This is a genomic window from Aeromonas sp. s11 (genome assembly GCF_040907945.1).
In the GTDB taxonomy this organism is placed as follows: Bacteria; Pseudomonadota; Gammaproteobacteria; order Enterobacterales; family Aeromonadaceae; genus Aeromonas; species Aeromonas veronii.
Genome location: NZ_JBFOCU010000059.1, coordinates 1 through 20,228 on the forward strand (window position 1 = coordinate 1; position 20,228 = coordinate 20,228).

Sequence of the window (20,228 nt, forward strand, 5' to 3'; positions counted from 1 at the left end):
TTGATGTTGTCGCCCGGCATTACCATCTCTACGCCTTCCGGCAGTTCGATGGTACCGGTCACGTCGGTAGTACGGAAGTAGAACTGCGGACGGTAGCCTTTGAAGAACGGGGTATGACGACCACCTTCTTCTTTTGACAGTACGTACACTTCAGATTCGAACTTGGTGTGCGGCTTGATAGAACCTGGCTTGGCCAGTACCTGACCACGCTCTACGTCTTCACGCTTAACACCACGCAGCAGCGCGCCGATGTTCTCGCCTGCACGACCTTCGTCCAGCAGTTTGCGGAACATTTCAACACCGGTACAGGTGGTAGAAACGGTATCTTTGATACCAACGATTTCTACGGTCTCACCTACTTTAACGATACCGCGCTCTACACGACCGGTAACTACAGTACCACGGCCAGCGATAGAGAATACGTCTTCGATAGGCATCAGGAACGGCTGGTCAATCGCGCGCTCCGGCTCCGGGATGTAGGTATCCAGGTGGCCAGCCAGCTCGATGATCTTCTCTTCCCACTGAGCGTCGCCTTCCAGCGCTTTCAGTGCGGAACCACGAACTACCGGCAGGTCATCACCCGGGAAGTCGTACTCGGTCAGCAGTTCACGAACTTCCATCTCAACCAGTTCGAGCAGCTCTTCGTCATCAACCATGTCACACTTGTTCATGAACACGATCATGTACGGGATACCAACCTGACGACCCAGCAGGATGTGCTCACGAGTCTGCGGCATCGGGCCGTCAGTCGCTGCTACTACCAGGATCGCGCCGTCCATCTGGGCAGCACCGGTGATCATGTTTTTAACGTAGTCGGCGTGACCCGGGCAATCTACGTGGGCGTAGTGACGGGTAGCGGTGTCGTATTCTACGTGGGAGGTGTTGATGGTGATACCACGCTCACGCTCTTCCGGTGCCTTGTCGATCTGGTCGAAGGCGAAAGCTTTACCACCGAAGTGCTTGGCCAGCACGTTGGTGATAGCTGCAGTCAGGGTGGTTTTACCGTGGTCAACGTGGCCGATGGTGCCGACGTTTACGTGCGGTTTATTACGCTCAAATTTTTCTTTAGACACGACGTAGTCCTTCTAGGTTAAACCCGCCTACCGTCGTAGGCGGGGAATCTTAAATTACTTGGATTTGCGCTCTTCGATCACGGCTTGTGCAACGTTGGTCGGTGCATCGTGATACTTGGCGAATTCCATGGCGTAGGAAGCACGACCTTGGGTAGCGGAACGCAGTGCAGTTGCATAACCGAACATTTCGGCCAGCGGCACCAGAGCACGTACGATCTTGCCGGACGGGCCATCTTCCATACCTTCGATCAGGCCACGACGACGGTTCAGGTCACCGATAACGTCGCCCATGTAATCTTCCGGAGTTTCAACTTCTACTTTCATGATCGGTTCGAGCAGAACCGGGTTGGCTTTCATGAAGCCAGCCTTAAAGGCCATGGAAGCAGCGATTTTGAACGCCAGTTCGGAAGAGTCGACATCGTGGTAAGAACCGAAGTGCAGACGCACACCCAGATCCATAACCGGGTAACCAGCCAGCGGACCAGATTTGAGCTGCTCACGGATACCTTTATCAACACCCGGGATGAATTCACCAGGAATGACACCACCTTTGATGTCGTTGACGAATTCGTAGGCTTTGCCTTCTTCCAGCGGGTACATGTCGATAACAACATGACCGTACTGACCGCGACCACCAGACTGCTTGGCATGCTTGCCTTCGATGTCTTTAACGGTGGTACGGATGGTTTCACGGTAGGCAACCTGCGGCTTACCTACGTTGGCTTCAACCTTGAACTCGCGACGCATACGGTCAACGATGATGTCCAGGTGCAGCTCACCCATACCAGCGATGATGGTTTGACCTGACTCTTCGTCAGTCCATACGCGGAAGGACGGATCTTCCTGAGCCAGACGGCCCAGTGCCAGACCCATCTTCTCTTGGTCAGCCTTGGTTTTCGGCTCAACCGCGATAGAAATTACCGGCTCCGGGAATTCCATACGCTCGAGGATGATCGGTGCGTTCGGGTCACACAGGGTGTCACCAGTGGTCACGTCTTTCAGACCGATGGCAGCAGCGATGTCACCAGCGCGTACTTCTTTGATCTCTTCACGCTTGTTGGCATGCATCTGAACGATACGGCCAAAACGCTCGCGCTTGTCCTTGACGGAGTTCAGCACGGTGTCACCGGAGTTGATCACGCCAGAGTAGACACGGAAGAAGGTCAGGTTACCAACGAACGGGTCGGTAGCGATCTTGAACGCCAGAGCAGAGAACGGCTCGTCATCAGAAGCGTGACGCTCGTCTTTGGTCTCGCCGTCCATTTTCAGGCCGTCGATAGCAGCAACGTCGGTCGGAGCCGGCAGGTACTCGATCACGGCATCCAGCATGGCCTGTACGCCCTTGTTCTTGAACGCGGAGCCACAGGTTACCAGGATGATTTCGTTGTTCAGCACGCGCTGACGCAGAGCACCTTTGATCTCTTCCTCGGTCAGCTCTTCGCCGCCCAGGTATTTTTCCATCAGGTCTTCAGACGCTTCAGCAGCGGCTTCAACCAGATTCATGCGCATTTCTTGCGCCTGTTCCAGCAACTCGGCCGGGACGTCTTCGTAATCGAAGGATACGCCCTGATCAGCTTCATTCCAGTTGATGGCTTTCATCTTGACCAGGTCAACAACGCCCTTGAAGTTCTCTTCAGAGCCGATGTTCAGCTGAAGGGGAACCGGAGTACCTTTCAGACGGGTCTTGATGTGCTCAACGCAGCGCAGGAAGTTGGCGCCGGTACGGTCCATCTTGTTGACGAACGCGATACGGGGAACCTTGTACTTGTTAGCCTGACGCCATACGGTTTCAGACTGTGGCTGTACGCCACCTACGGCACAGTACACCATCACGGCACCGTCCAGAACACGCATTGAACGCTCTACTTCGATAGTAAAGTCAACGTGGCCCGGGGTATCGATGATGTTGATACGGTGCGGTTGGAACTGTTTACCCATACCGGACCAGAAAGCGGTGGTCGCGGCGGAGGTGATGGTGATACCACGCTCTTGTTCCTGTTCCATCCAGTCCATGGTGGCAGCGCCATCGTGAACTTCACCGATCTTGTGACTTACACCGGTGTAAAACAGTACGCGCTCGGTAGTAGTAGTCTTACCGGCGTCAATGTGAGCGGAGATACCGATGTTACGATAACGCTCAATGGGGGTTGTACGAGCCATTGTCATCCTCTTACTAAGGCGCTTGTCCCTAGATAATTAAAGGTGCGCAGAGTCAAAAGACCCTGCGCAAGCGGATTACCAGCGGAAGTGAGCGAAGGCTTTGTTCGCTTCAGCCATACGGTGAACGTCTTCACGTTTCTTGACAGACGAACCCTTATTGTCAGCGGCATCCAGCAGCTCGCCAGCCAGACGCTGAGCCATTGATTTTTCACCACGTTTACGAGCGGCATCAACCAACCAGCGCATTGCCAGGGCATTGCGACGTACCGGACGAACTTCTACCGGCACCTGATAGGTTGCACCACCGACGCGACGAGATTTAACCTCGACCGCCGGACGAATGTTATCCAGAGCTTCTTCGAATACGGCCAGGTGCTCTTTGCCAGATTTGGTGGCAATGATGTCCAGGGCGCCATAAACAATGGCTTCTGCAACAGATTTCTTACCGTCAACCATTACTACGTTGACAAATTTAGCCAGCAGCTCTGATCCGAACTTGGGATCTGGCAGGATTTTACGCTGACCAACAACACGACGTCTTGGCATTTCAAATTCTCCGTAACTTCAGGGATTACCCAAAACTAGAAAGCTATCTAACTAGAAACGAATTAACGTTTGGCCTTACTTAACGGAGAACCATTAAGCTTTAGGACGCTTCACGCCATACTTGGAGCGAGCCTGCTTACGGTCTTTAACACCGGCACAGTCCAACGCACCACGAACGGTGTGATAACGAACACCTGGCAAGTCTTTTACACGACCGCCACGGATCAGAACAACAGAGTGCTCTTGCAGGTTGTGACCTTCACCACCGATGTAGGAGGTGACTTCGAAGCCGTTGGTCAGACGTACACGGCACACTTTACGCAGTGCAGAGTTAGGCTTCTTCGGGGTGGTGGTATATACACGAGTGCATACGCCACGCTTCTGAGGGCACGCTTCCAGCGCCGGCACGTTGCTTTTCACAACGAGCTTGATGCGTGGCTTGCGAACCAACTGGTTAATAGTTGCCATCAAAAGGCTCCTGATAATGACTTCATAAACGTGTGGAAAATCCTCCCCGCAGATACGGGGACGCGAAATTTTATGCCCTGTTGTCTGGGGAGTCAAGATTTATACAATTTGCGTCACAAAAGGGCAATTCGGATCCGTTTGATTTCACGACATCACCTTGAATTTTCTTGAAAATATGCTTCTCAGCCACCCCAGGTGCGCGGGGAACCTTTTTGTGCAATCAGTGCCACCAGACCCGCCATATCGAGCACATTACCCACCCGATGCTGCAAACCGCGAGCTTGCAGATCTTCCTGCATCACATAAAGCGGGATACCCGCCAGCCGCGCACTCCACTGGGGAGCCGATGCCGCAATCACGGCATCCTGCATCAGTACCAGCTTATCCTCGGGCTGAAGGTATGAGAGCGCCTCTGCCAGAGCCTGACTCTGAAAGGGGGAGTTCAATATCAGATGCAACATGGAGACCTCAAAAGCTGATGTGAGTCGAACATTGTGCCCAGCGCCGAGCCAGCTCCTGGCGCGGCAGACTCTCGACCGGGATCAGCAGATCATCCACTGTCACGCCACGCTCTGCCAGCGAGTCAGCACAAACATAGACCTCTTCGATGTCGTAGAGTTCCAGCATTTTGAAGGTGGGCGCGTAGTGGCGCTGCAAAATGGCGGCAGGCTGCTGCTCCTTGAGCAGTTGCAGCACGCCGTCCCCAATCAGGAAGAGGGCCAGCTCATCGGTCATGGCCGAGGTGGCCAACAAGGCATCCAGTCCTTCCCGGCCGGCGGCATGGCCATGGGGGCCACGACTGCAGATAAAGGCGATTTTCTTGCTCATGACTCCCCCTAAAACTGAACCAGCCGATCGGCTGTGAGCGCCGCCTCGGCCAACTGGCCCAGACCGCTCAGGCAAAATGGCGCTTGCAGATTGAAGTGCTCCAGCCCTGCCCCCTTGGCTTCCTGTTCATCGAGCACACCGCGCCGCATGGCGGCGGCGACACAGACGTCGATACGGATCCCCTGCTCTTCTGCCAGCTCTCGCCACAGACGCGCCAGGTCAGTCTCATCGGATGCAGGCAGATGCAGACCGTTGCCGTTGCAGACCCCATCCTGATAGAAGAACAGGTGGGACAAGGTATGCCCCTGTGCCAACAAGGTGCGGGCAAAACGATAGGCGGTGCTGGCCGATTGGGTGCCATAGGCAGGCCCCGTGACCAAGATGGCAAAACTCAGACTCATAGCAGGACTCCTGTGCTGACCCGGTCCATTTTACGCCAAAAACAAAAAAGCCCCTGCCAGGAGGGGCTTGATTCAATCTGTTGATCAGAGATGGGCAATCGCCTCGACCTCGACCAGCACATCTTTCGGCAGACGAGCCACCTCCACGCAGGAGCGGGCTGGCGCCGCATCGCCAAAGTAGCGGGCATAGACCTGGTTGAAGGCAACGAAGTTGTTCATGTCGCTCAGGAAGCAGGTGGTCTTGACCACTTTGCTGGCATCAGCACCGGCAGCGTGCAACACGGCAACCAGATTCTTCATCACCCGCTCGGCCTGCTCTTCGATGCCGCCGGCCACGATCTCCATGGTGGCAGGATCGAGCGGGATCTGCCCGGAGGTGAAGATCATCTCGCCAACCTTGGTAGCCTGAACATACGGACCAATCGCGGCAGGCGCCTTGTCGGTTGCAATCACTTCTTTAGCCATTCATCTATCCCCTTCTGGAATGAGTTACTCGTTCTCGTCTTCACCCTGCTTGCGCTGTCGGATGTAAAGATAAACGGTATGTTTTGAAATATTGAGTTTGTCCGCCACCAGATTGATCGAATCCTTGATGTCGAAAATGCCCTTCTCGAACAGCTGGGTCACGATGAAGCGGTTCTTGGCATTGTTGGCCACGGTGGGATCGCGATTGATCTCGTCGATGGTGTTATCCACCGTCTGGGCAACCAGCTCTTCCACGCTGTTGGCGAAGGTCTCTGGTGACTGACGCGCCGCCTGCTGGGGCGTCGGGAAAAATTCGGCCACGAACTCGTGGAAAGGCGCATTGATGTGCAGGTTGATGCAAATAAGCCCCACCACTTGCCGCTCGCTGTTGCGAATGGCGATGGTGCTCGACTTCATCAGCGCGCCAGTACGGCTGCGAGCGAAATAGCTCTGGGTGTAATCCTGGCCGGTGCTCTCGATGTCCTTGAGCATGCGCAGGGCGAGATCGGTGATGGGCGCCCCGAGGGTGCGTCCGGTATTGAAGCCGTTGGCAATCTTGATCACCGACTCGTGCAGATTTTCCAGGGAGTGGAGTACCACTTCACAATGCTTGCCGAACAGCTCGGCCAAGCCATCGATGAGCCCATCGTATGAGCGCAACAATTCCCTGTCTTCATCTGTAAAAGTGCGGCTGATCAGCTGTTCTTCGGGAAGCATGGCTTCCTCGATACCGACAGTCATGTTCTACCCCTGTAATAACCATTCAACTTTCCCGAGTTTTAAATTGCAGGGGAGTAAAGTCAACTTTTTTTGATTTTTTACTCTACAACTTTGCTCTGGATCATCCTGAAACCCGCGCTGCGTCTACCTTTGCCGAGGAATTGGCCAACAAAAAGGGCTCCTTGAAGGAGCCCTTTTTAATCACGGATGACGAGTTACTCTTCGTCGAAGCTACCGGCTGCGTTCAGCAGATCCGCCAGGTTCTGCTCCGCTTCATCAGCGGTCACCTGCGGGGTACCAACAGCACGAGCTGCGGCAGCACGCTGGTTGATCCGGCTATGGTGGTAGGCAAAGCCGGTACCAGCCGGGATCAGACGACCCACGATGACGTTCTCTTTCAGACCACGCAGTTCATCACGCTTGCCACCTACGGCGGCTTCGGTCAGAACGCGAGTGGTTTCCTGGAAGGAAGCCGCGGAGATGAAGGACTCGGTGCTCAGAGATGCCTTGGTAATACCCATCAGAACATGACGGTAGGTCGCAGGGGTCTTGCCCTCGGCAACCAGCTTACGGTTGGCAATCTTCACACGAGCCACTTCAACCTGTTCACCTTCGATCAGATCAGTATCGCCAGCGCTCAGGATCTCGCACTTGCGCAGCATCTGACGAACGATGACTTCGATGTGCTTGTCGTTGATCTTAACGCCTTGCAGACGGTAAACGTCCTGCACTTCGTTGGCGATGTAGTTGGCGACCGGGCTGATACCGCGCAGACGCAGGATGTCGTGAGCAGACTCAGGACCGTCCGCCAGCACTTCACCCTTCTCAACTTTTTCACCTTCGAACACGTTCAGGTTACGCCACTTCGGAATCATCTCTTCGTAGACGTTGCCACCATCGGTCGGGGTGATGACCAGACGGCGTTTGCCCTTGGTCTCTTTCCCGAAGGAGATGGTACCGGAGATCTCGGCCAGAATTGCCGGTTCCTTCGGTTGACGTGCTTCGAACAGATCCGCAACGCGCGGCAGACCACCGGTGATGTCCTTGGTACCGCCGGACTCTTGCGGGATACGCGCTACCGCGTCACCCACGCCCACGTTGGCACCATCTTCCAGGTTCACGATCGCCTTGCCCGGCAGGAAGTACTGGGCGGCTACATCGGTACCCGGGATCATCACGTCTTTGCCGTTCAGGTCGACCAGTTTAACGGTCGGACGCATCTCTTTACCGGCGCTCGGACGCTCGTTGACGTCCAGAACAACGATAGAAGAGAGACCGGTCAGCTCGTCGGTCTGACGAGTAATGGTCACGCCATCGATCATGTGTTCGAACTGCAGGCGACCTGCCACTTCAGTGATGATCGGGTGAGTGTGCGGGTCCCAGTTGGCAACGGTTTCGCCAGCGTTCACTGCCTGGCCGTCCTTCACTTCCAACACGGAACCGTAAGGCAGCTTGTGGCTTTCCTTGGTACGGCCCATGTCGTCCATGATGGTCAGTTCGGTAGAACGGGAGGTGATAACCAGTTTGTCATCGCTGTTGTGAACGAACTTGGCGTTCTGCAGCTTGATGCTACCGGTGTTCTTGACCTGGATGCTGCTTTCAGCAGCGGCACGAGATGCAGCACCACCGATGTGGAAAGTACGCATCGTCAGCTGGGTACCCGGTTCACCGATGGACTGGGCGGCGATAACACCGACAGCCTCACCCTTGTTAACCAGGTGACCACGGGCCAGATCACGGCCGTAGCAGTGAGCACAGTTACCGAAGTCGGTTTCACAGGTGATGGCAGAACGTACCTTCACACGGTCAACGGAGTTACGCTCCAGCAGGTCACACAGCTGCTCGTCGAGCAGGGTGTTGCGAGCAACCAGGATCTCGTCCTCGGTACCCGGCTTGATGACATCTTCTGCCACCACACGACCCAGCACGCGCTCACGCAGCGGCTCGACCACGTCGCCACCCTCGATCAGCGGAGTCATCCACAGACCGTCGGTAGTGCCGCAATCGTCCTCGGTGATCACCATGTCTTGCGCCACGTCTACCAGACGACGAGTCAGGTAACCGGAGTTCGCAGTCTTCAGTGCGGTATCCGCCAGACCCTTACGAGCACCGTGGGTAGAGATAAAGTACTGCAGTACGTTCAGACCTTCGCGGAAGTTCGCGATGATCGGGGTCTCGATGATGGAGCCATCCGGCTTGGCCATCAGGCCACGCATACCGGCCAGCTGACGGATCTGGGCGGCGGAACCACGCGCACCAGAGTCGGCCATCATAAAGATGCTGTTGAACGAGGCCTGCTCTTCTTCTTCACCCAGCGAGTTGACGTTACGCTCTTTGGACAAGTTCTCCATCATGGCCTTGGAGACGCGCTCGTTGGCGCTGGCCCAGATATCGATAACCTTGTTGTAACGCTCGCCCGCAGTTACCAGACCTGACAGGAACTGGTCCTGGATCTCGGCAACTTCGGCTTCGGCTGCTGCAATGATGTCTTTCTTGGCATCCGGGATGACCATGTCATCGATACCAACGGAAGCACCGGACAGGGCCGCGTAGTGGAAACCGGTATACATCAGCTGGTCAGCGAAGATAACGGTGTCCTTCAGGCCCTGCTTGCGATAGCAGGTGTTCAGCAGACGGGAGATGAGCTTTTTGCCCAGCGCCTTGTTGGATACGCACTTGATCCAGTTCTGCGGATTGGCATCCAGATCAGCCTGTTCAGCAGCAGTCAGCACCTTCGGCTCGTCGATCAGGGCGTATTCCATGCCTTTCGGCAGGATCAGGCTCAGGATCGCACGACCAACGGTGGTGTTCTTCATCTCGGTGTGTTCACGCAGAGAACCGTCTTCCTGACGCAGGTATTCGGTAATGCGTACTTTCACACGAGCATGCAGGTCGGCCAGACCGGCACGGTACACTTTCTCGGCCTCTTTCGGGCCGGACAGCACCATACCTTCACCCTTCGCATTGATGCGGGCGCGGGTCATGTAGTACAGACCCAAGACCACGTCCTGAGAAGGAACGATGATCGGCTCACCGGATGCAGGCGACAGGATGTTGTTGGTAGACATCATCAGCGCACGCGCTTCCAGCTGGGCTTCCAGGGTCAGCGGTACGTGAACAGCCATCTGGTCACCGTCGAAGTCCGCGTTATACGCAGCACAAACGAGCGGGTGCAGCTGGATTGCCTTGCCTTCGACCAGAGTCGGTTCGAATGCCTGGATACCCAGACGGTGCAGAGTCGGTGCACGGTTCAGCAGAACCGGGTGTTCGCGGATCACTTCGTCCAGGATATCCCAAACGACAGCTTCTTCGCGCTCCACCATCTTCTTGGCGGCCTTGATAGTGGTCGCCAGACCGCGAGTTTCCAGCTTGCCATAGATGAACGGCTTGAACAGTTCCAGAGCCATCTTCTTCGGCAGACCGCACTGATGCAGACGCAGAGTCGGGCCTACGGTGATAACGGAACGACCGGAGTAGTCGACACGCTTACCGAGCAGGTTCTGACGGAAACGACCCTGCTTACCCTTGATCATGTCGGCCAGGGATTTCAGCGGGCGCTTGTTGGAACCGGTGATGGCACGACCGCGACGGCCGTTATCCAGCAGTGCATCGACGGACTCTTGCAGCATACGCTTTTCGTTGCGCACGATGATGTCCGGAGCAGCCAAGTCCAGCAGACGCTTCAAGCGGTTGTTACGGTTGATCACGCGACGGTACAGATCGTTCAGATCGGAAGTCGCGAAACGGCCGCCGTCCAGCGGTACCAGCGGACGCAGGTCCGGCGGCAGCACAGGCAGCACTGTCATGATCATCCACTCCGGCTTGTTGCCGGACTGCAGGAAAGCTTCCATCAGCTTCAGACGCTTGGTGGTCTTCTTGCGCTTGGTCTCGGAGTTGGTTTGATCCAGCTCCTCACGCATGGTTTTGACTTCACCTTCCAGATCGATAGCGCGCAGCAATGCCAGGATTGCTTCGGCACCCATCTTGGCGTCAAATTCGTCGCCCCACTCTTCCAGCGCATCCAGGTACTGCTCTTCAGAGAGCATCTGGCTGCGTTCGAGGTTGGTCATACCCGGCTCGATTACGACGAAAGATTCGAAGTAGAGCACGCGCTCGATGTCGCGCAGGGTCATGTCCAGCAGCAGACCGATACGGGACGGCAGGGACTTCAGGAACCAGATGTGGGCAGTCGGGCTGGCCAGCTCGATGTGGCCCATACGCTCACGACGGACCTTGGTCTGGGTCACTTCAACGCCGCACTTCTCACAGATCACACCACGGTGTTTCAGGCGCTTGTACTTGCCGCACAGACACTCGTAGTCCTTCACCGGTCCGAAGATACGGGCGCAGAACAGACCATCACGCTCCGGCTTGAAAGTCCGGTAGTTGATGGTCTCAGGCTTTTTGACCTCACCGAATGACCAGGAGCGGATCATGTCAGGAGAGGCCAGACCGATCTTGATACTGTCAAACTCTTCGGTCTTGGTCTGAGCCTTCAAAAACTTGAGTAAGTCTTTCACGTGTTTCCCCTGTCAGGAGTCTAACCTCGGCGCCCCGGCTGCCAAAACAGCGGGGCGCCCACGTCAATTCTCGAACAATAAGAGCGAGCTCTTACTCTTCGTCCAGCTCGATGTTGATACCCAGAGAGCGGATTTCCTTCAGCAATACGTTGAAGGATTCGGGCATGCCCGGCTCCATACGGTGGTCGCCATCCACGATGTTCTTATACATCTTGGTACGGCCATTCACATCGTCAGACTTGACGGTCAGCATTTCCTGCAGGGTATATGCCGCACCGTAAGCCTCCAGGGCCCACACTTCCATCTCACCGAAACGCTGACCACCGAACTGAGCCTTACCACCCAGCGGCTGCTGGGTAACCAGGCTGTAAGAACCGGTAGAACGCGCGTGCATCTTGTCGTCGACCAAGTGGTTCAGCTTCAGCATGTACATGTAACCAACGGTTACTTTACGCTCGAAGCGGTTACCGGTACGGCCATCGAACAGATCAATCTGACCGGATTCCGGCAGATCGGCCAGCTTCAGCAGGGCTTTGATTTCGCGCTCTTTGGCACCATCAAACACTGGAGTAGCAACCGGCAGACCCTTACGCAGGTTACCCACCAGGGTACGTACGTCGTCATCAGACAGTTCGGCGATGTTCACTTGCTGGGTGTCCTTCTCGCCCAGGTCATAGACCTGTTGCAGGAAGTTGCGCATCTCGTGCAGCTCGCGCTGCTCTTTGACCATGCGATCGATCTTCTCGCCGATACCCTTGGCCGCAAGGCCCAGGTGCACTTCGAGGATCTGACCGATGTTCATACGGGATGGTACGCCCAACGGGTTCAGTACGATGTCGACCGGACGGCCGAACTCGTCATGAGGCATATCCTCGACCGGACAGATCTTGGAGATAACACCCTTGTTACCGTGACGGCCTGCCATCTTGTCACCCGGCTGGATGCGACGCTTGACTGCCAGATAAACCTTGACGATTTTCAGTACGCCCGGTGCCAGATCATCACCCTGGATAATCTTGCGACGCTTGTTCTCGAATTTCTTGTCGAACTCGGCTTTCAGCTCAACGTGCTGTTCAGCGATCTGTTCCAGTTCGGTCTGCTTGCCTTCGTCTTCGATGGCCAGTTCAAACCACTTGGAGCGATCGAGCTTGTTCAGACGATCTTCGCTGTAACCGGCGGCCAGCAGCAGGTTGCGTGAGCGGCCGAAAATGCCGTCTTCCAGGATCTTGAACTCTTCGGTCAAGTCCTTCTTCGCTTCCTTCAGCTGCATCTCTTCGATTTCTTTGGCGCGCTTGTCTTTTTCCACGCCATCGCGGGTAAAGACTTGCACGTCAACCACGGTACCGTACACACCGTTCGGTACACGCAGGGAGGAGTCCTTCACATCGGAGGCCTTCTCACCGAAGATGGCGCGCAGCAGCTTCTCTTCCGGCGTCAGCTGGGTTTCACCTTTCGGGGTTACCTTACCGACCAGAATGTCGCCGCCCTTCACTTCAGCACCCACGTAGACGATACCGGACTCGTCCAGCTTGGACAGAGCGGCTTCACCCACGTTCGGGATGTCAGCAGTGATCTCTTCCGGACCCAGCTTGGTGTCACGGGAGATACAGGCCAGTTCCTGGATATGGATGGTGGTCAGGCGATCTTCCTGAACAACACGCTCGTTCACCAGGATCGAGTCTTCGAAGTTGTAACCGTTCCACGGCATGAACGCGACGCGCATGTTCTGACCCAGCGCCAGTTCACCCAGATCGGTGGACGGGCCGTCAGCCAGTACGTCGCCAGCCATGACCGGCTCACCCAACATCACGCAAGGACGCTGGTTGATACAGGTGTTCTGGTTGGAACGGGTGTATTTGGTCAGGTTGTAGATGTCGATACCGGCTTCGCCTGGCATCAGCTCATCTTCATTGACCTTCAGGACGATACGGGAGGCATCGACATAGTCGATTACGCCGCCACGCTTGGCCACTACGGTTACACCGGAGTCAACGGCCACAGCGCGTTCCATACCGGTACCTACCAGCGGCTTGTCAGCACGCAGAGTCGGTACAGCCTGACGTTGCATGTTTGAACCCATCAATGCGCGGTTCGCGTCATCGTGTTCCAGGAAGGGGATCAGAGCGGCTGCCACAGATACGATCTGCTGCGGGCTCACGTCCATATACTGGATCTGGTCGGCGTTCATAAAGGTGGATTCACCTTTGTGACGGCACGGGATCAATTCATCTTTCAGACGGCCATCTTCGGTGGTCGCGGCGTTAGCCTGTGCGATCACGTACTTGCCTTCTTCAATAGCAGACAGGTAGTCAACTTCGTCGGTGATCACACCGTCAATGACCTTGCGGTACGGGGTCTCGAGGAAACCGTACTCGTTGGTACGAGAATACACGGACAGAGAGTTGATCAGACCGATGTTCGGACCTTCAGGAGTCTCGATAGGGCACAGACGACCGTAGTGGGTCGGGTGTACGTCTCGGACTTCAAAGCCGGCACGCTCACGAGTCAAACCGCCCGGGCCCAGCGCGGAAATACGACGCTTGTGGGTCACTTCGGAGAGCGGGTTGTTCTGGTCCATAAACTGGGACAGCTGGCTGGAACCAAAGAACTCTTTGACTGCGGCGGAGATCGGCTTGGCGTTGATCAGATCCTGCGGCATCAGGGTGTCCAGGTCGCCCAGGGAGAGACGCTCCTTGACCGCACGCTCGACACGCACCAGACCGACGCGGAACTGGTTTTCAGCCATTTCACCGACAGAACGAATACGACGGTTACCCAAGTGGTCGATATCATCCACTTCGTCGTTACCGTTACGGATGTCGATCAGGCGCTTCATCACATCGACGATGTCGTCTTTGGTCAGTACACCTGCGCCAGTCTCGTCTTCACGACCCAGACGGCGGTTGAACTTCATCCGACCTACGGTAGACAGGTCGTAACGCTCGGCGGAGAAGAACAGGTTTTCGAACAGCTGTTCTGCAGCTTCGCGAGTAGGCGGCTCGCCCGGACGCATCATGCGATAGATCTCGACCAGCGCTTCCAAACGGTTGGAGCTGGAGTCGACACGCAGGGTCTCGGACATGTAAGCACCGTGATCCAGTTCGTTGGTGAACAGAACCTCGAAATGCTTGAAGCCGGCTTGGGACAGGTTGGCGATCGCTTCCAGGCTCAGCGCCTGGTTGGCGGTCACGACCATCTCGCCAGTTTGCGGATGTGCGTAGTCCTTGGCAGCAACTTTGCCAACAACATACTCAACCGGTACCTCAATTTGGGTAACGGCGTCTTTTTCCAACTGACGGATGTGACGCGCAGTCACACGACGACCGGTCTCAACCACCACGGCGCCATTGGCCACGATGTCAAAGGTCGCAGTTTCACCACGCAGACGCTCCGGCACCAGATCCATCATCAACTTGCCATCTTTTACTTCAAAACCGATGGTCTCGAAGAAGGTGGCCAGGATTTGTTCGGAGGTGAAGTCCAGGGCGCGCAGAATAATGGATGCTGGCAGTTTGCGACGACGGTCGATACGGACAAACAGGTTGTCTTTCGCATCGAACTCGAAGTCCAGCCAGGAGCCACGGTAGGGGATAACGCGAGCGTTATACAGTACCTTACCGGATGAATGAGTTTTGCCTTTATCGTGGTCGAAGAAGACGCCCGGGCTGCGGTGCAGCTGGGAGACGATAACCCGCTCGGTACCATTGATAACAAAGGTGCCGTTCTCGGTCATGAGCGGAATTTCGCCCATGTATACTTCTTGTTCCTTGATGTCTTTGACGGTGCCGGCAGCTGCTTCACGGTCGTACAGAACCATACGAAGCTTGACACGCAGCGGCGCGGAGTAGGTCACTCCACGGATCTGGCATTCTTTTACGTCAAATACCGGCTCACCCAGGCGATAGCTGACATACTGAAGCTCAGCACTACCGGAGTAACTGGTGATCGGGAAAACGCTACGGAAAGCGGCCTCTAGGCCATATTCACCTTCCGGGTCAGCCTCGATGAACTGCTTGAAGGAGTCCAGCTGAATGGACAACAGATAAGGCGTGTCCAGTACCTGGTCTCGCTTACCGAAGTCCTTACGAATGCGTTTTTTTTCGGTATAAGAGTAAACCATAGGGTTCCTCAGCTCGCTGATAAGTGACCCACTCTGTCCCGCGGGACAGCTCTGTCTCAACACCGTTTTGTGTTGGCCCGGACGAAAGAAGACAGTCCGGATTGCTGGTGCACCGAGAGTCGTAAACGGTGTGAAATGCTCTCAGTCTACAGCGCAAAAAGGCTGGTGAACAAAAATTCACCAGCCCTAGCCTGTTTTATCAGGCTAATCTACATAAATGCAGATTATTTGATCTCAACAGAAGCACCGGCAGCTTCCAGCTCTTTCTTCAGAGCTTCAGCTTCGTCCTTGGACACGCCTTCCTTCAGGTTAGCCGGAGCAGCTTCTACCAGATCTTTGGCTTCTTTCAGGCCCAGACCGGTAGCGCCACGAACGGCTTTGATAACGGCAACTTTGTTGGCGCCAGCAGCAGTCAGAACTACGTCGAACTCGGTCTTCTCTTCTACTGCTTCAGCAGCAGCCGGGCCAGCCATTACGGCAGCAGCGGCAGAAACACCGAACTTCTCTTCCATAGCTTCGATCAGCTCAACAACTTCCATTACGGACATGGAAGCAACGGCTTCGATGATTTGGTCTTTAGTGATAGACATGACAAAAATTCCTGATGTTGAATAAACTCAAACAGCCTAAATAGGCGAGAATCAAGCAGCAGCTTGTTTCTGGTCGCGAACAGCAGCGATAGTACGAACCAGCTTGCCAGCAGAGGCTTCTTTCATAGTCGCCATCAACTTCGCAATTGCTTCTTCGTAAGTCGGCAGCGTGGCCAGACGATCAATTTGTGCTGCGGCGATAAACTCACCGTTAAAAGCGCCAGCCTTGATTTCGAACTTTTGGTTCGCTTTGGCAAACTCTTTGAACAGACGAGCAGCAGCGCCCGGGTGTTCGTTAGAGAAAGCAATCAAGGTAGGACCGGTAAATGCGTCGTTCAGGCACTCGTATTCGGTACCTTCTACCGCGCGACGCAGCAGGGTGTTACGCACAACGCGCATGTACACACCGGCTTCACGAGCGGTTTTACGCAGGACGGTCATCTTGTCTACAGTTACACCGCGAGAATCGGCAACAACTGCAGAAAGAGCGCCTTTGGCAGCTTCGTTGACTTCAGCAACAATTGCCTTTTTGTCTTCGAGTCCCAATGCCATTGGCTTAACTCCTGGATTGAATCCGGGTCTATTGACCCAGTACTGACACATCCCCCCTACCTTTACAACAGAGGGGAACGATGCGGTAGCAGGATTCCAGAAGAGAAAGAATCTTTCTCGCTGGGTTTCCGGCACCGTCTACGCAGGAAACATTAAGGCTTTGCAGCCTCCTGCGGTCTTGGACGGAGGTCGAAACCCCCAACCAATCAAGGCGCAAAATTATAGATTAAATTTTGCGCCTTGTAAAACCCATCAATTAGGCCTGAGCTTCCAGAGAAGCTTGGTCTACGGCAACACCGGCACCCATGGTGGTGGAGATGCTGACTTTCTTGATGAATTGACCTTTGGCGGAAGAGGGCTTGCCTTTTTTCAGGGCAACCAGCAGAGCTTCCAAGTTTTCTTTCAGCTGAACTTCGTTGAAAGAAACCTTACCCAGAGTGGTATGGATGATACCATTCTTGTCATTACGGTAACGAACCTGACCAGCCTTGGCGTTCTTGACAGCTTCGGCAACGTTAGGAGTTACAGTACCAACTTTCGGGTTCGGCATCAGGCCGCGCGGGCCCAGGATTTGACCCAGTTGACCAACAACGCGCATGGCATCCGGGGATGCGATAACTACGTCGAAGTTCATCTCGCCTTTCTTAACCAGATCGGCCAGGTCATCCATACCTACCAAGTCAGCACCGGCAGCTTTAGCTGCTTCGGCGTTGGCACCTTGGGTAAATACGGCAACGCGTACATCACGACCGGTACCGTGCGGCAGTACAGTAGCACCACGTACGTTCTGGTCAGATTTACGAGCGTCGATACCCAGGTTGACAGCAACGTCAACGCTTTCAACGAACTTGGCGGTAGCCAGTTCTTTCAGCAGGGCAATGGCTTCGTTGATGGAGTACTCTTTGGTACCGTCAACTTTTTCGCGAATAACGCGCATACGCTTGGAAAGTTTAGCCATTGTCTTAATCCTCCACTACCAGACCCATGGAACGAGCGGAGCCTGCGATGCAACGTACTTTTGCATCCAGATCGGCACCAGTCATATCCGGCTCTTTGGTCTTGGCGATTTCTTGCAGCTGGGCAACGGTCACCTTACCAACCTTGTCTTTGTTCGGCTTGGAAGAACCAGACTTGATGCCAGCAGCTTTCTTCAGCAGGAAGGAAGCAGGCGGAGTCTTGGTTTCGAAGGTGAAGGAACGGTCGCTGTAAACGGTGATCACGACCGGAGTCGGTGAACCTTTTTCCAGCTTCTCTGTACGAGCGTTGAACGCCTTACAGAATTCCATGATGTTAACACCGTGTTGACCCAGTGCAGGACCAACAGGAGGAGACGGGTTGGCTGCACCAGCAGCAACCTGCAGCTTGATATAAGCTGTGACTTTCTTAGCCATTAGGAAAATACCTCAAAAATGGGTTCTAGCGCCTCGGAGACTTGCTCCTGCAAACGGCTCCCCAACTAATAAAGGGGCAGCGAATTATAGAGATATTCGCTGCCCCTGACAACCGTTAAACGTACAGAATTCAATCAGCCTTTTTCGACCTGACCAAAATCCAGTTCAACAGGAGTAGAACGACCGAAGATCAGTACAGAGACCTTCACGCGGCTCTTCTCATAATCGACCTCTTCAACGGTACCGTTGAAGTCGGCAAACGGACCATCGGCAACCCGCACCATTTCACCCGGTTCAAACAGGGTTTTCGGACGCGGCTTGTCGTGGGCATCCTGCAGACGGTTCAGGATGGCATCGGCCTCTTTGTCGGAGATCGGTGCCGGACGGTCGGAAGTACCGCCGATGAAGCCCATGACACGCGGTACGTTACGCACCAGGTGCCATGTGGTTTCATCCATGATCATCTGGACCAGGACATAACCCGGGAAAAACTTGCGCTCACTCTTGCGCTTCTGGCCAGCACGCATCTCGACCACTTCTTCGGTCGGGACCAGTACTTCACCGAACATGTCTTCCATGCCATGCATCTTGATATGTTCGCGCAGGGACTTGGCTACACGGCCTTCATAGCCGGAAAAAGCCTGCACGACATACCATCTCATACGCTGTTCACGTTGTTCAGTCATGGCTTATCCTTACACACCGGTAATCAGGTTGACCAACCAGACCAAGGCACCGTCCAGAACGAACAGCAGCAGCCCCATCACGGCGGTCACCGCCAGCACAATCAGGGTTGTCTGAATGGCTTCCTGACGGGTCGGCCATACGACCTTGCGGACTTCCAGGCGAGACTCACGGGCGAATGCCAGTGTTGCCTTTCCCTTGGTGGTTTGCAGGGCTACTGCACCAGCAGCAGCAATGACAACGACCACACCCAGGGCGCGGACGGCAGCGACAACATCGTTGAGCAGGTAATTACCCACTACAGCGGCCGCCAGGATAATGAAAACCAGGCCCCAAAGCAGGGTATCCTTGCTTCCGCCCTGGCTCTCAGAACTAACACTCATACAACCCACCTGTATCTGACGTAACCAAAGACACAAAAGCCCCGTACGAGACGAGGTATATGGCAGGGGCGGCAGGACTCGAACCCGCAACCATCGGTTTTGGAGACCGCTGTTCTACCAATTCGAACTACGCCCCTACACAAGAAAGCCCCTATTATAGGGGCTTTGCTTTATTTATGTAAGCCAAAGATTAAGCGATAACTTTAGCTACAACACCGGCACCTACGGTACGGCCACCTTCACGGATAGCGAAACGCAGGCCGTCGTCCATCGCGATCGGCGCAATCAGGGTAACAACCATCTTGATGTTGTCGCCCGGCATTACCATCTCTACGCCTTCCGGCAGTTCGATGGTACCGGTCACGTCGGTAGTACGGAAGTAGAACTGCGGACGGTAGCCTTTGAAGAACGGGGTATGACGACCACCTTCTTCTTTTGACAGTACGTACACTTCAGATTCGAACTTGGTGTGCGGCTTGATAGAACCTGGCTTGGCCAGTACCTGACCACGCTCTACGTCTTCACGCTTAACACCACGCAGCAGCGCGCCGATGTTCTCGCCTGCACGACCTTCGTCCAGCAGTTTGCGGAACATTTCAACACCGGTACAGGTGGTAGAAACGGTATCTTTGATACCAACGATTTCTACGGTCTCACCTACTTTAACGATACCGCGCTCTACACGACCGGTAACTACAGTACCACGGCCAGCGATAGAGAATACGTCTTCGATAGGCATCAGGAACGGCTGGTCAATCGCGCGCTCCGGCTCCGGGATGTAGGTATCCAGGTGGCCAGCCAGCTCGATGATCTTCTCTTCCCACTGAGCGTCGCCTTCCAGCGCTTTCAGTGCGGAACCACGAACTACCGGCAGGTCATCACCCGGGAAGTCGTACTCGGTCAGCAGTTCACGAACTTCCATCTCAACCAGTTCGAGCAGCTCTTCGTCATCAACCATGTCACACTTGTTCATGAACACGATCATGTACGGGATACCAACCTGACGACCCAGCAGGATGTGCTCACGAGTCTGCGGCATCGGGCCGTCAGTCGCTGCTACTACCAGGATCGCGCCGTCCATCTGGGCAGCACCGGTGATCATGTTTTTAACGTAGTCGGCGTGACCCGGGCAATCTACGTGGGCGTAGTGACGGGTAGCGGTGTCGTATTCTACGTGGGAGGTGTTGATGGTGATACCACGCTCACGCTCTTCCGGTGCCTTGTCGATCTGGTCGAAGGCGAAAGCTTTACCACCGAAGTGCTTGGCCAGCACGTTGGTGATAGCTGCAGTCAGGGTGGTTTTACCGTGGTCAACGTGGCCGATGGT

General features: G+C 55.0%; 18 protein-coding genes and 1 tRNA gene. All 19 read right to left on the reverse strand.

Annotation, left to right across the window (positions count from 1 at the left end):
- Positions 1-1,073, reverse strand: a 1,073-nt coding sequence (gene tuf, locus AB5Y84_RS17340; protein ID WP_021229319.1) for an elongation factor Tu, incomplete at its 3' end; no start/stop codon positions are given.
- 54 nt (positions 1,074-1,127) lie between these two features.
- Positions 1,128-3,233: an elongation factor G gene (gene fusA, locus AB5Y84_RS17345; RefSeq protein WP_021229318.1), complete on the reverse strand. Its 2,106-nt coding sequence runs from the start codon at positions 3,231-3,233 to the stop codon at positions 1,128-1,130.
- A gap of 75 nt (positions 3,234-3,308) precedes the next feature.
- Positions 3,309-3,779 (reverse strand): 30S ribosomal protein S7, encoded by a 471-nt coding sequence (gene rpsG / locus AB5Y84_RS17350; RefSeq protein ID WP_005339911.1) that lies wholly within the window; start codon positions 3,777-3,779, stop codon positions 3,309-3,311.
- 93 nt (positions 3,780-3,872) lie between these two features.
- Positions 3,873-4,247, reverse strand: a complete 375-nt coding sequence (gene rpsL, locus AB5Y84_RS17355) for a 30S ribosomal protein S12 (RefSeq protein WP_005306278.1) — start codon at positions 4,245-4,247, stop codon at positions 3,873-3,875.
- A gap of 182 nt (positions 4,248-4,429) precedes the next feature.
- A complete protein-coding gene (gene tusB, locus AB5Y84_RS17360) occupies positions 4,430-4,708 on the reverse strand; it encodes a sulfurtransferase complex subunit TusB (RefSeq protein WP_368177454.1) in 279 nt (92 codons plus the stop codon).
- Positions 4,709-4,715: 7 nt separating this feature from the next.
- A complete protein-coding gene (gene tusC / locus AB5Y84_RS17365; RefSeq protein WP_005341830.1) occupies positions 4,716-5,075 on the reverse strand; it encodes a sulfurtransferase complex subunit TusC in 360 nt (119 codons plus the stop codon).
- Positions 5,076-5,083: 8 nt separating this feature from the next.
- Positions 5,084-5,476 carry a sulfurtransferase complex subunit TusD gene (gene tusD, locus AB5Y84_RS17370; protein ID WP_274160770.1) on the reverse strand — a complete coding sequence of 131 codons (393 nt, stop codon included), beginning with the start codon at positions 5,474-5,476 and terminating at the stop codon, positions 5,084-5,086.
- Positions 5,477-5,560: 84 nt separating this feature from the next.
- Entirely contained in the window at positions 5,561-5,941 is a 381-nt protein-coding gene (locus tag AB5Y84_RS17375; protein ID WP_005339904.1) for a RidA family protein, read from the reverse strand.
- Between the two features lie 24 nt (positions 5,942-5,965).
- Positions 5,966-6,682 carry a transcriptional regulator gene (locus tag AB5Y84_RS17380; RefSeq protein WP_005339902.1) on the reverse strand — a complete coding sequence of 239 codons (717 nt, stop codon included), beginning with the start codon at positions 6,680-6,682 and terminating at the stop codon, positions 5,966-5,968.
- Between the two features lie 194 nt (positions 6,683-6,876).
- Positions 6,877-11,181, reverse strand: a complete 4,305-nt coding sequence (gene rpoC / locus AB5Y84_RS17385) for a DNA-directed RNA polymerase subunit beta' (protein ID WP_368177455.1) — start codon at positions 11,179-11,181, stop codon at positions 6,877-6,879.
- A 91-nt stretch (positions 11,182-11,272) separates the two neighbouring features.
- The gene (gene rpoB, locus AB5Y84_RS17390) at positions 11,273-15,301 is read right to left on the reverse strand and encodes a DNA-directed RNA polymerase subunit beta (RefSeq protein WP_005339897.1); all 4,029 of its coding nucleotides are present in this window, start codon (positions 15,299-15,301) and stop codon (positions 11,273-11,275) included.
- A 224-nt stretch (positions 15,302-15,525) separates the two neighbouring features.
- Positions 15,526-15,891 carry a 50S ribosomal protein L7/L12 gene (rplL, locus tag AB5Y84_RS17395; RefSeq protein ID WP_005306304.1) on the reverse strand — a complete coding sequence of 122 codons (366 nt, stop codon included), beginning with the start codon at positions 15,889-15,891 and terminating at the stop codon, positions 15,526-15,528.
- A gap of 51 nt (positions 15,892-15,942) precedes the next feature.
- The gene (gene rplJ / locus AB5Y84_RS17400) at positions 15,943-16,443 is read right to left on the reverse strand and encodes a 50S ribosomal protein L10 (RefSeq protein ID WP_005339895.1); all 501 of its coding nucleotides are present in this window, start codon (positions 16,441-16,443) and stop codon (positions 15,943-15,945) included.
- Between the two features lie 256 nt (positions 16,444-16,699).
- Positions 16,700-17,401, reverse strand: coding sequence for a 50S ribosomal protein L1 (rplA, locus tag AB5Y84_RS17405; RefSeq protein ID WP_005339888.1), 702 nt, complete (start codon positions 17,399-17,401; stop codon positions 16,700-16,702).
- A gap of 4 nt (positions 17,402-17,405) precedes the next feature.
- Positions 17,406-17,834 (reverse strand): 50S ribosomal protein L11, encoded by a 429-nt coding sequence (gene rplK / locus AB5Y84_RS17410; RefSeq protein ID WP_005339887.1) that lies wholly within the window; start codon positions 17,832-17,834, stop codon positions 17,406-17,408.
- 134 nt (positions 17,835-17,968) lie between these two features.
- Positions 17,969-18,520: a transcription termination/antitermination protein NusG gene (gene nusG / locus AB5Y84_RS17415; RefSeq protein ID WP_005306318.1), complete on the reverse strand. Its 552-nt coding sequence runs from the start codon at positions 18,518-18,520 to the stop codon at positions 17,969-17,971.
- 9 nt (positions 18,521-18,529) lie between these two features.
- A complete protein-coding gene (secE, locus tag AB5Y84_RS17420) occupies positions 18,530-18,901 on the reverse strand; it encodes a preprotein translocase subunit SecE (RefSeq protein ID WP_005306322.1) in 372 nt (123 codons plus the stop codon).
- A gap of 60 nt (positions 18,902-18,961) precedes the next feature.
- Positions 18,962-19,038: transfer RNA gene (locus tag AB5Y84_RS17425), tRNA-Trp, on the reverse strand.
- A gap of 53 nt (positions 19,039-19,091) precedes the next feature.
- Positions 19,092-20,228: elongation factor Tu (gene tuf, locus AB5Y84_RS17430; RefSeq protein ID WP_368167430.1), on the reverse strand; the 1,137-nt coding region annotated here is incomplete at its 5' end.

Bases quoted from the DNA above. Each gene is read 5' to 3' on its own strand.
- tusC (WP_005341830.1), bottom strand. From the start codon at position 5,075: ATGAGCAAGAAAATCGCCTTTATCTGCAGTCGTGGCCCCCATGGCCAT.
- nusG (WP_005306318.1), bottom strand. From the start codon at position 18,520: ATGACTGAACAACGTGAACAGCGTATGAGATGGTATGTCGTGCAGGCT.
- fusA (WP_021229318.1), bottom strand. From the start codon at position 3,233: ATGGCTCGTACAACCCCCATTGAGCGTTATCGTAACATCGGTATCTCC.
- AB5Y84_RS17375 (WP_005339904.1), bottom strand. From the start codon at position 5,941: ATGGCTAAAGAAGTGATTGCAACCGACAAGGCGCCTGCCGCGATTGGT.
- tusB (WP_368177454.1), bottom strand. From the start codon at position 4,708: ATGTTGCATCTGATATTGAACTCCCCCTTTCAGAGTCAGGCTCTGGCA.
- rpsL (WP_005306278.1), bottom strand. From the start codon at position 4,247: ATGGCAACTATTAACCAGTTGGTTCGCAAGCCACGCATCAAGCTCGTT.
- rplA (WP_005339888.1), bottom strand. From the start codon at position 17,401: ATGGCTAAACTTTCCAAGCGTATGCGCGTTATTCGCGAAAAAGTTGAC.
- rpsG (WP_005339911.1), bottom strand. From the start codon at position 3,779: ATGCCAAGACGTCGTGTTGTTGGTCAGCGTAAAATCCTGCCAGATCCC.
- tusD (WP_274160770.1), bottom strand. From the start codon at position 5,476: ATGAGTCTGAGTTTTGCCATCTTGGTCACGGGGCCTGCCTATGGCACC.
- rplL (WP_005306304.1), bottom strand. From the start codon at position 15,891: ATGTCTATCACTAAAGACCAAATCATCGAAGCCGTTGCTTCCATGTCC.
- rplJ (WP_005339895.1), bottom strand. From the start codon at position 16,443: ATGGCATTGGGACTCGAAGACAAAAAGGCAATTGTTGCTGAAGTCAAC.
- rplK (WP_005339887.1), bottom strand. From the start codon at position 17,834: ATGGCTAAGAAAGTCACAGCTTATATCAAGCTGCAGGTTGCTGCTGGT.
- AB5Y84_RS17380 (WP_005339902.1), bottom strand. From the start codon at position 6,682: ATGACTGTCGGTATCGAGGAAGCCATGCTTCCCGAAGAACAGCTGATC.
- rpoB (WP_005339897.1), bottom strand. From the start codon at position 15,301: ATGGTTTACTCTTATACCGAAAAAAAACGCATTCGTAAGGACTTCGGT.
- secE (WP_005306322.1), bottom strand. From the start codon at position 18,901: ATGAGTGTTAGTTCTGAGAGCCAGGGCGGAAGCAAGGATACCCTGCTT.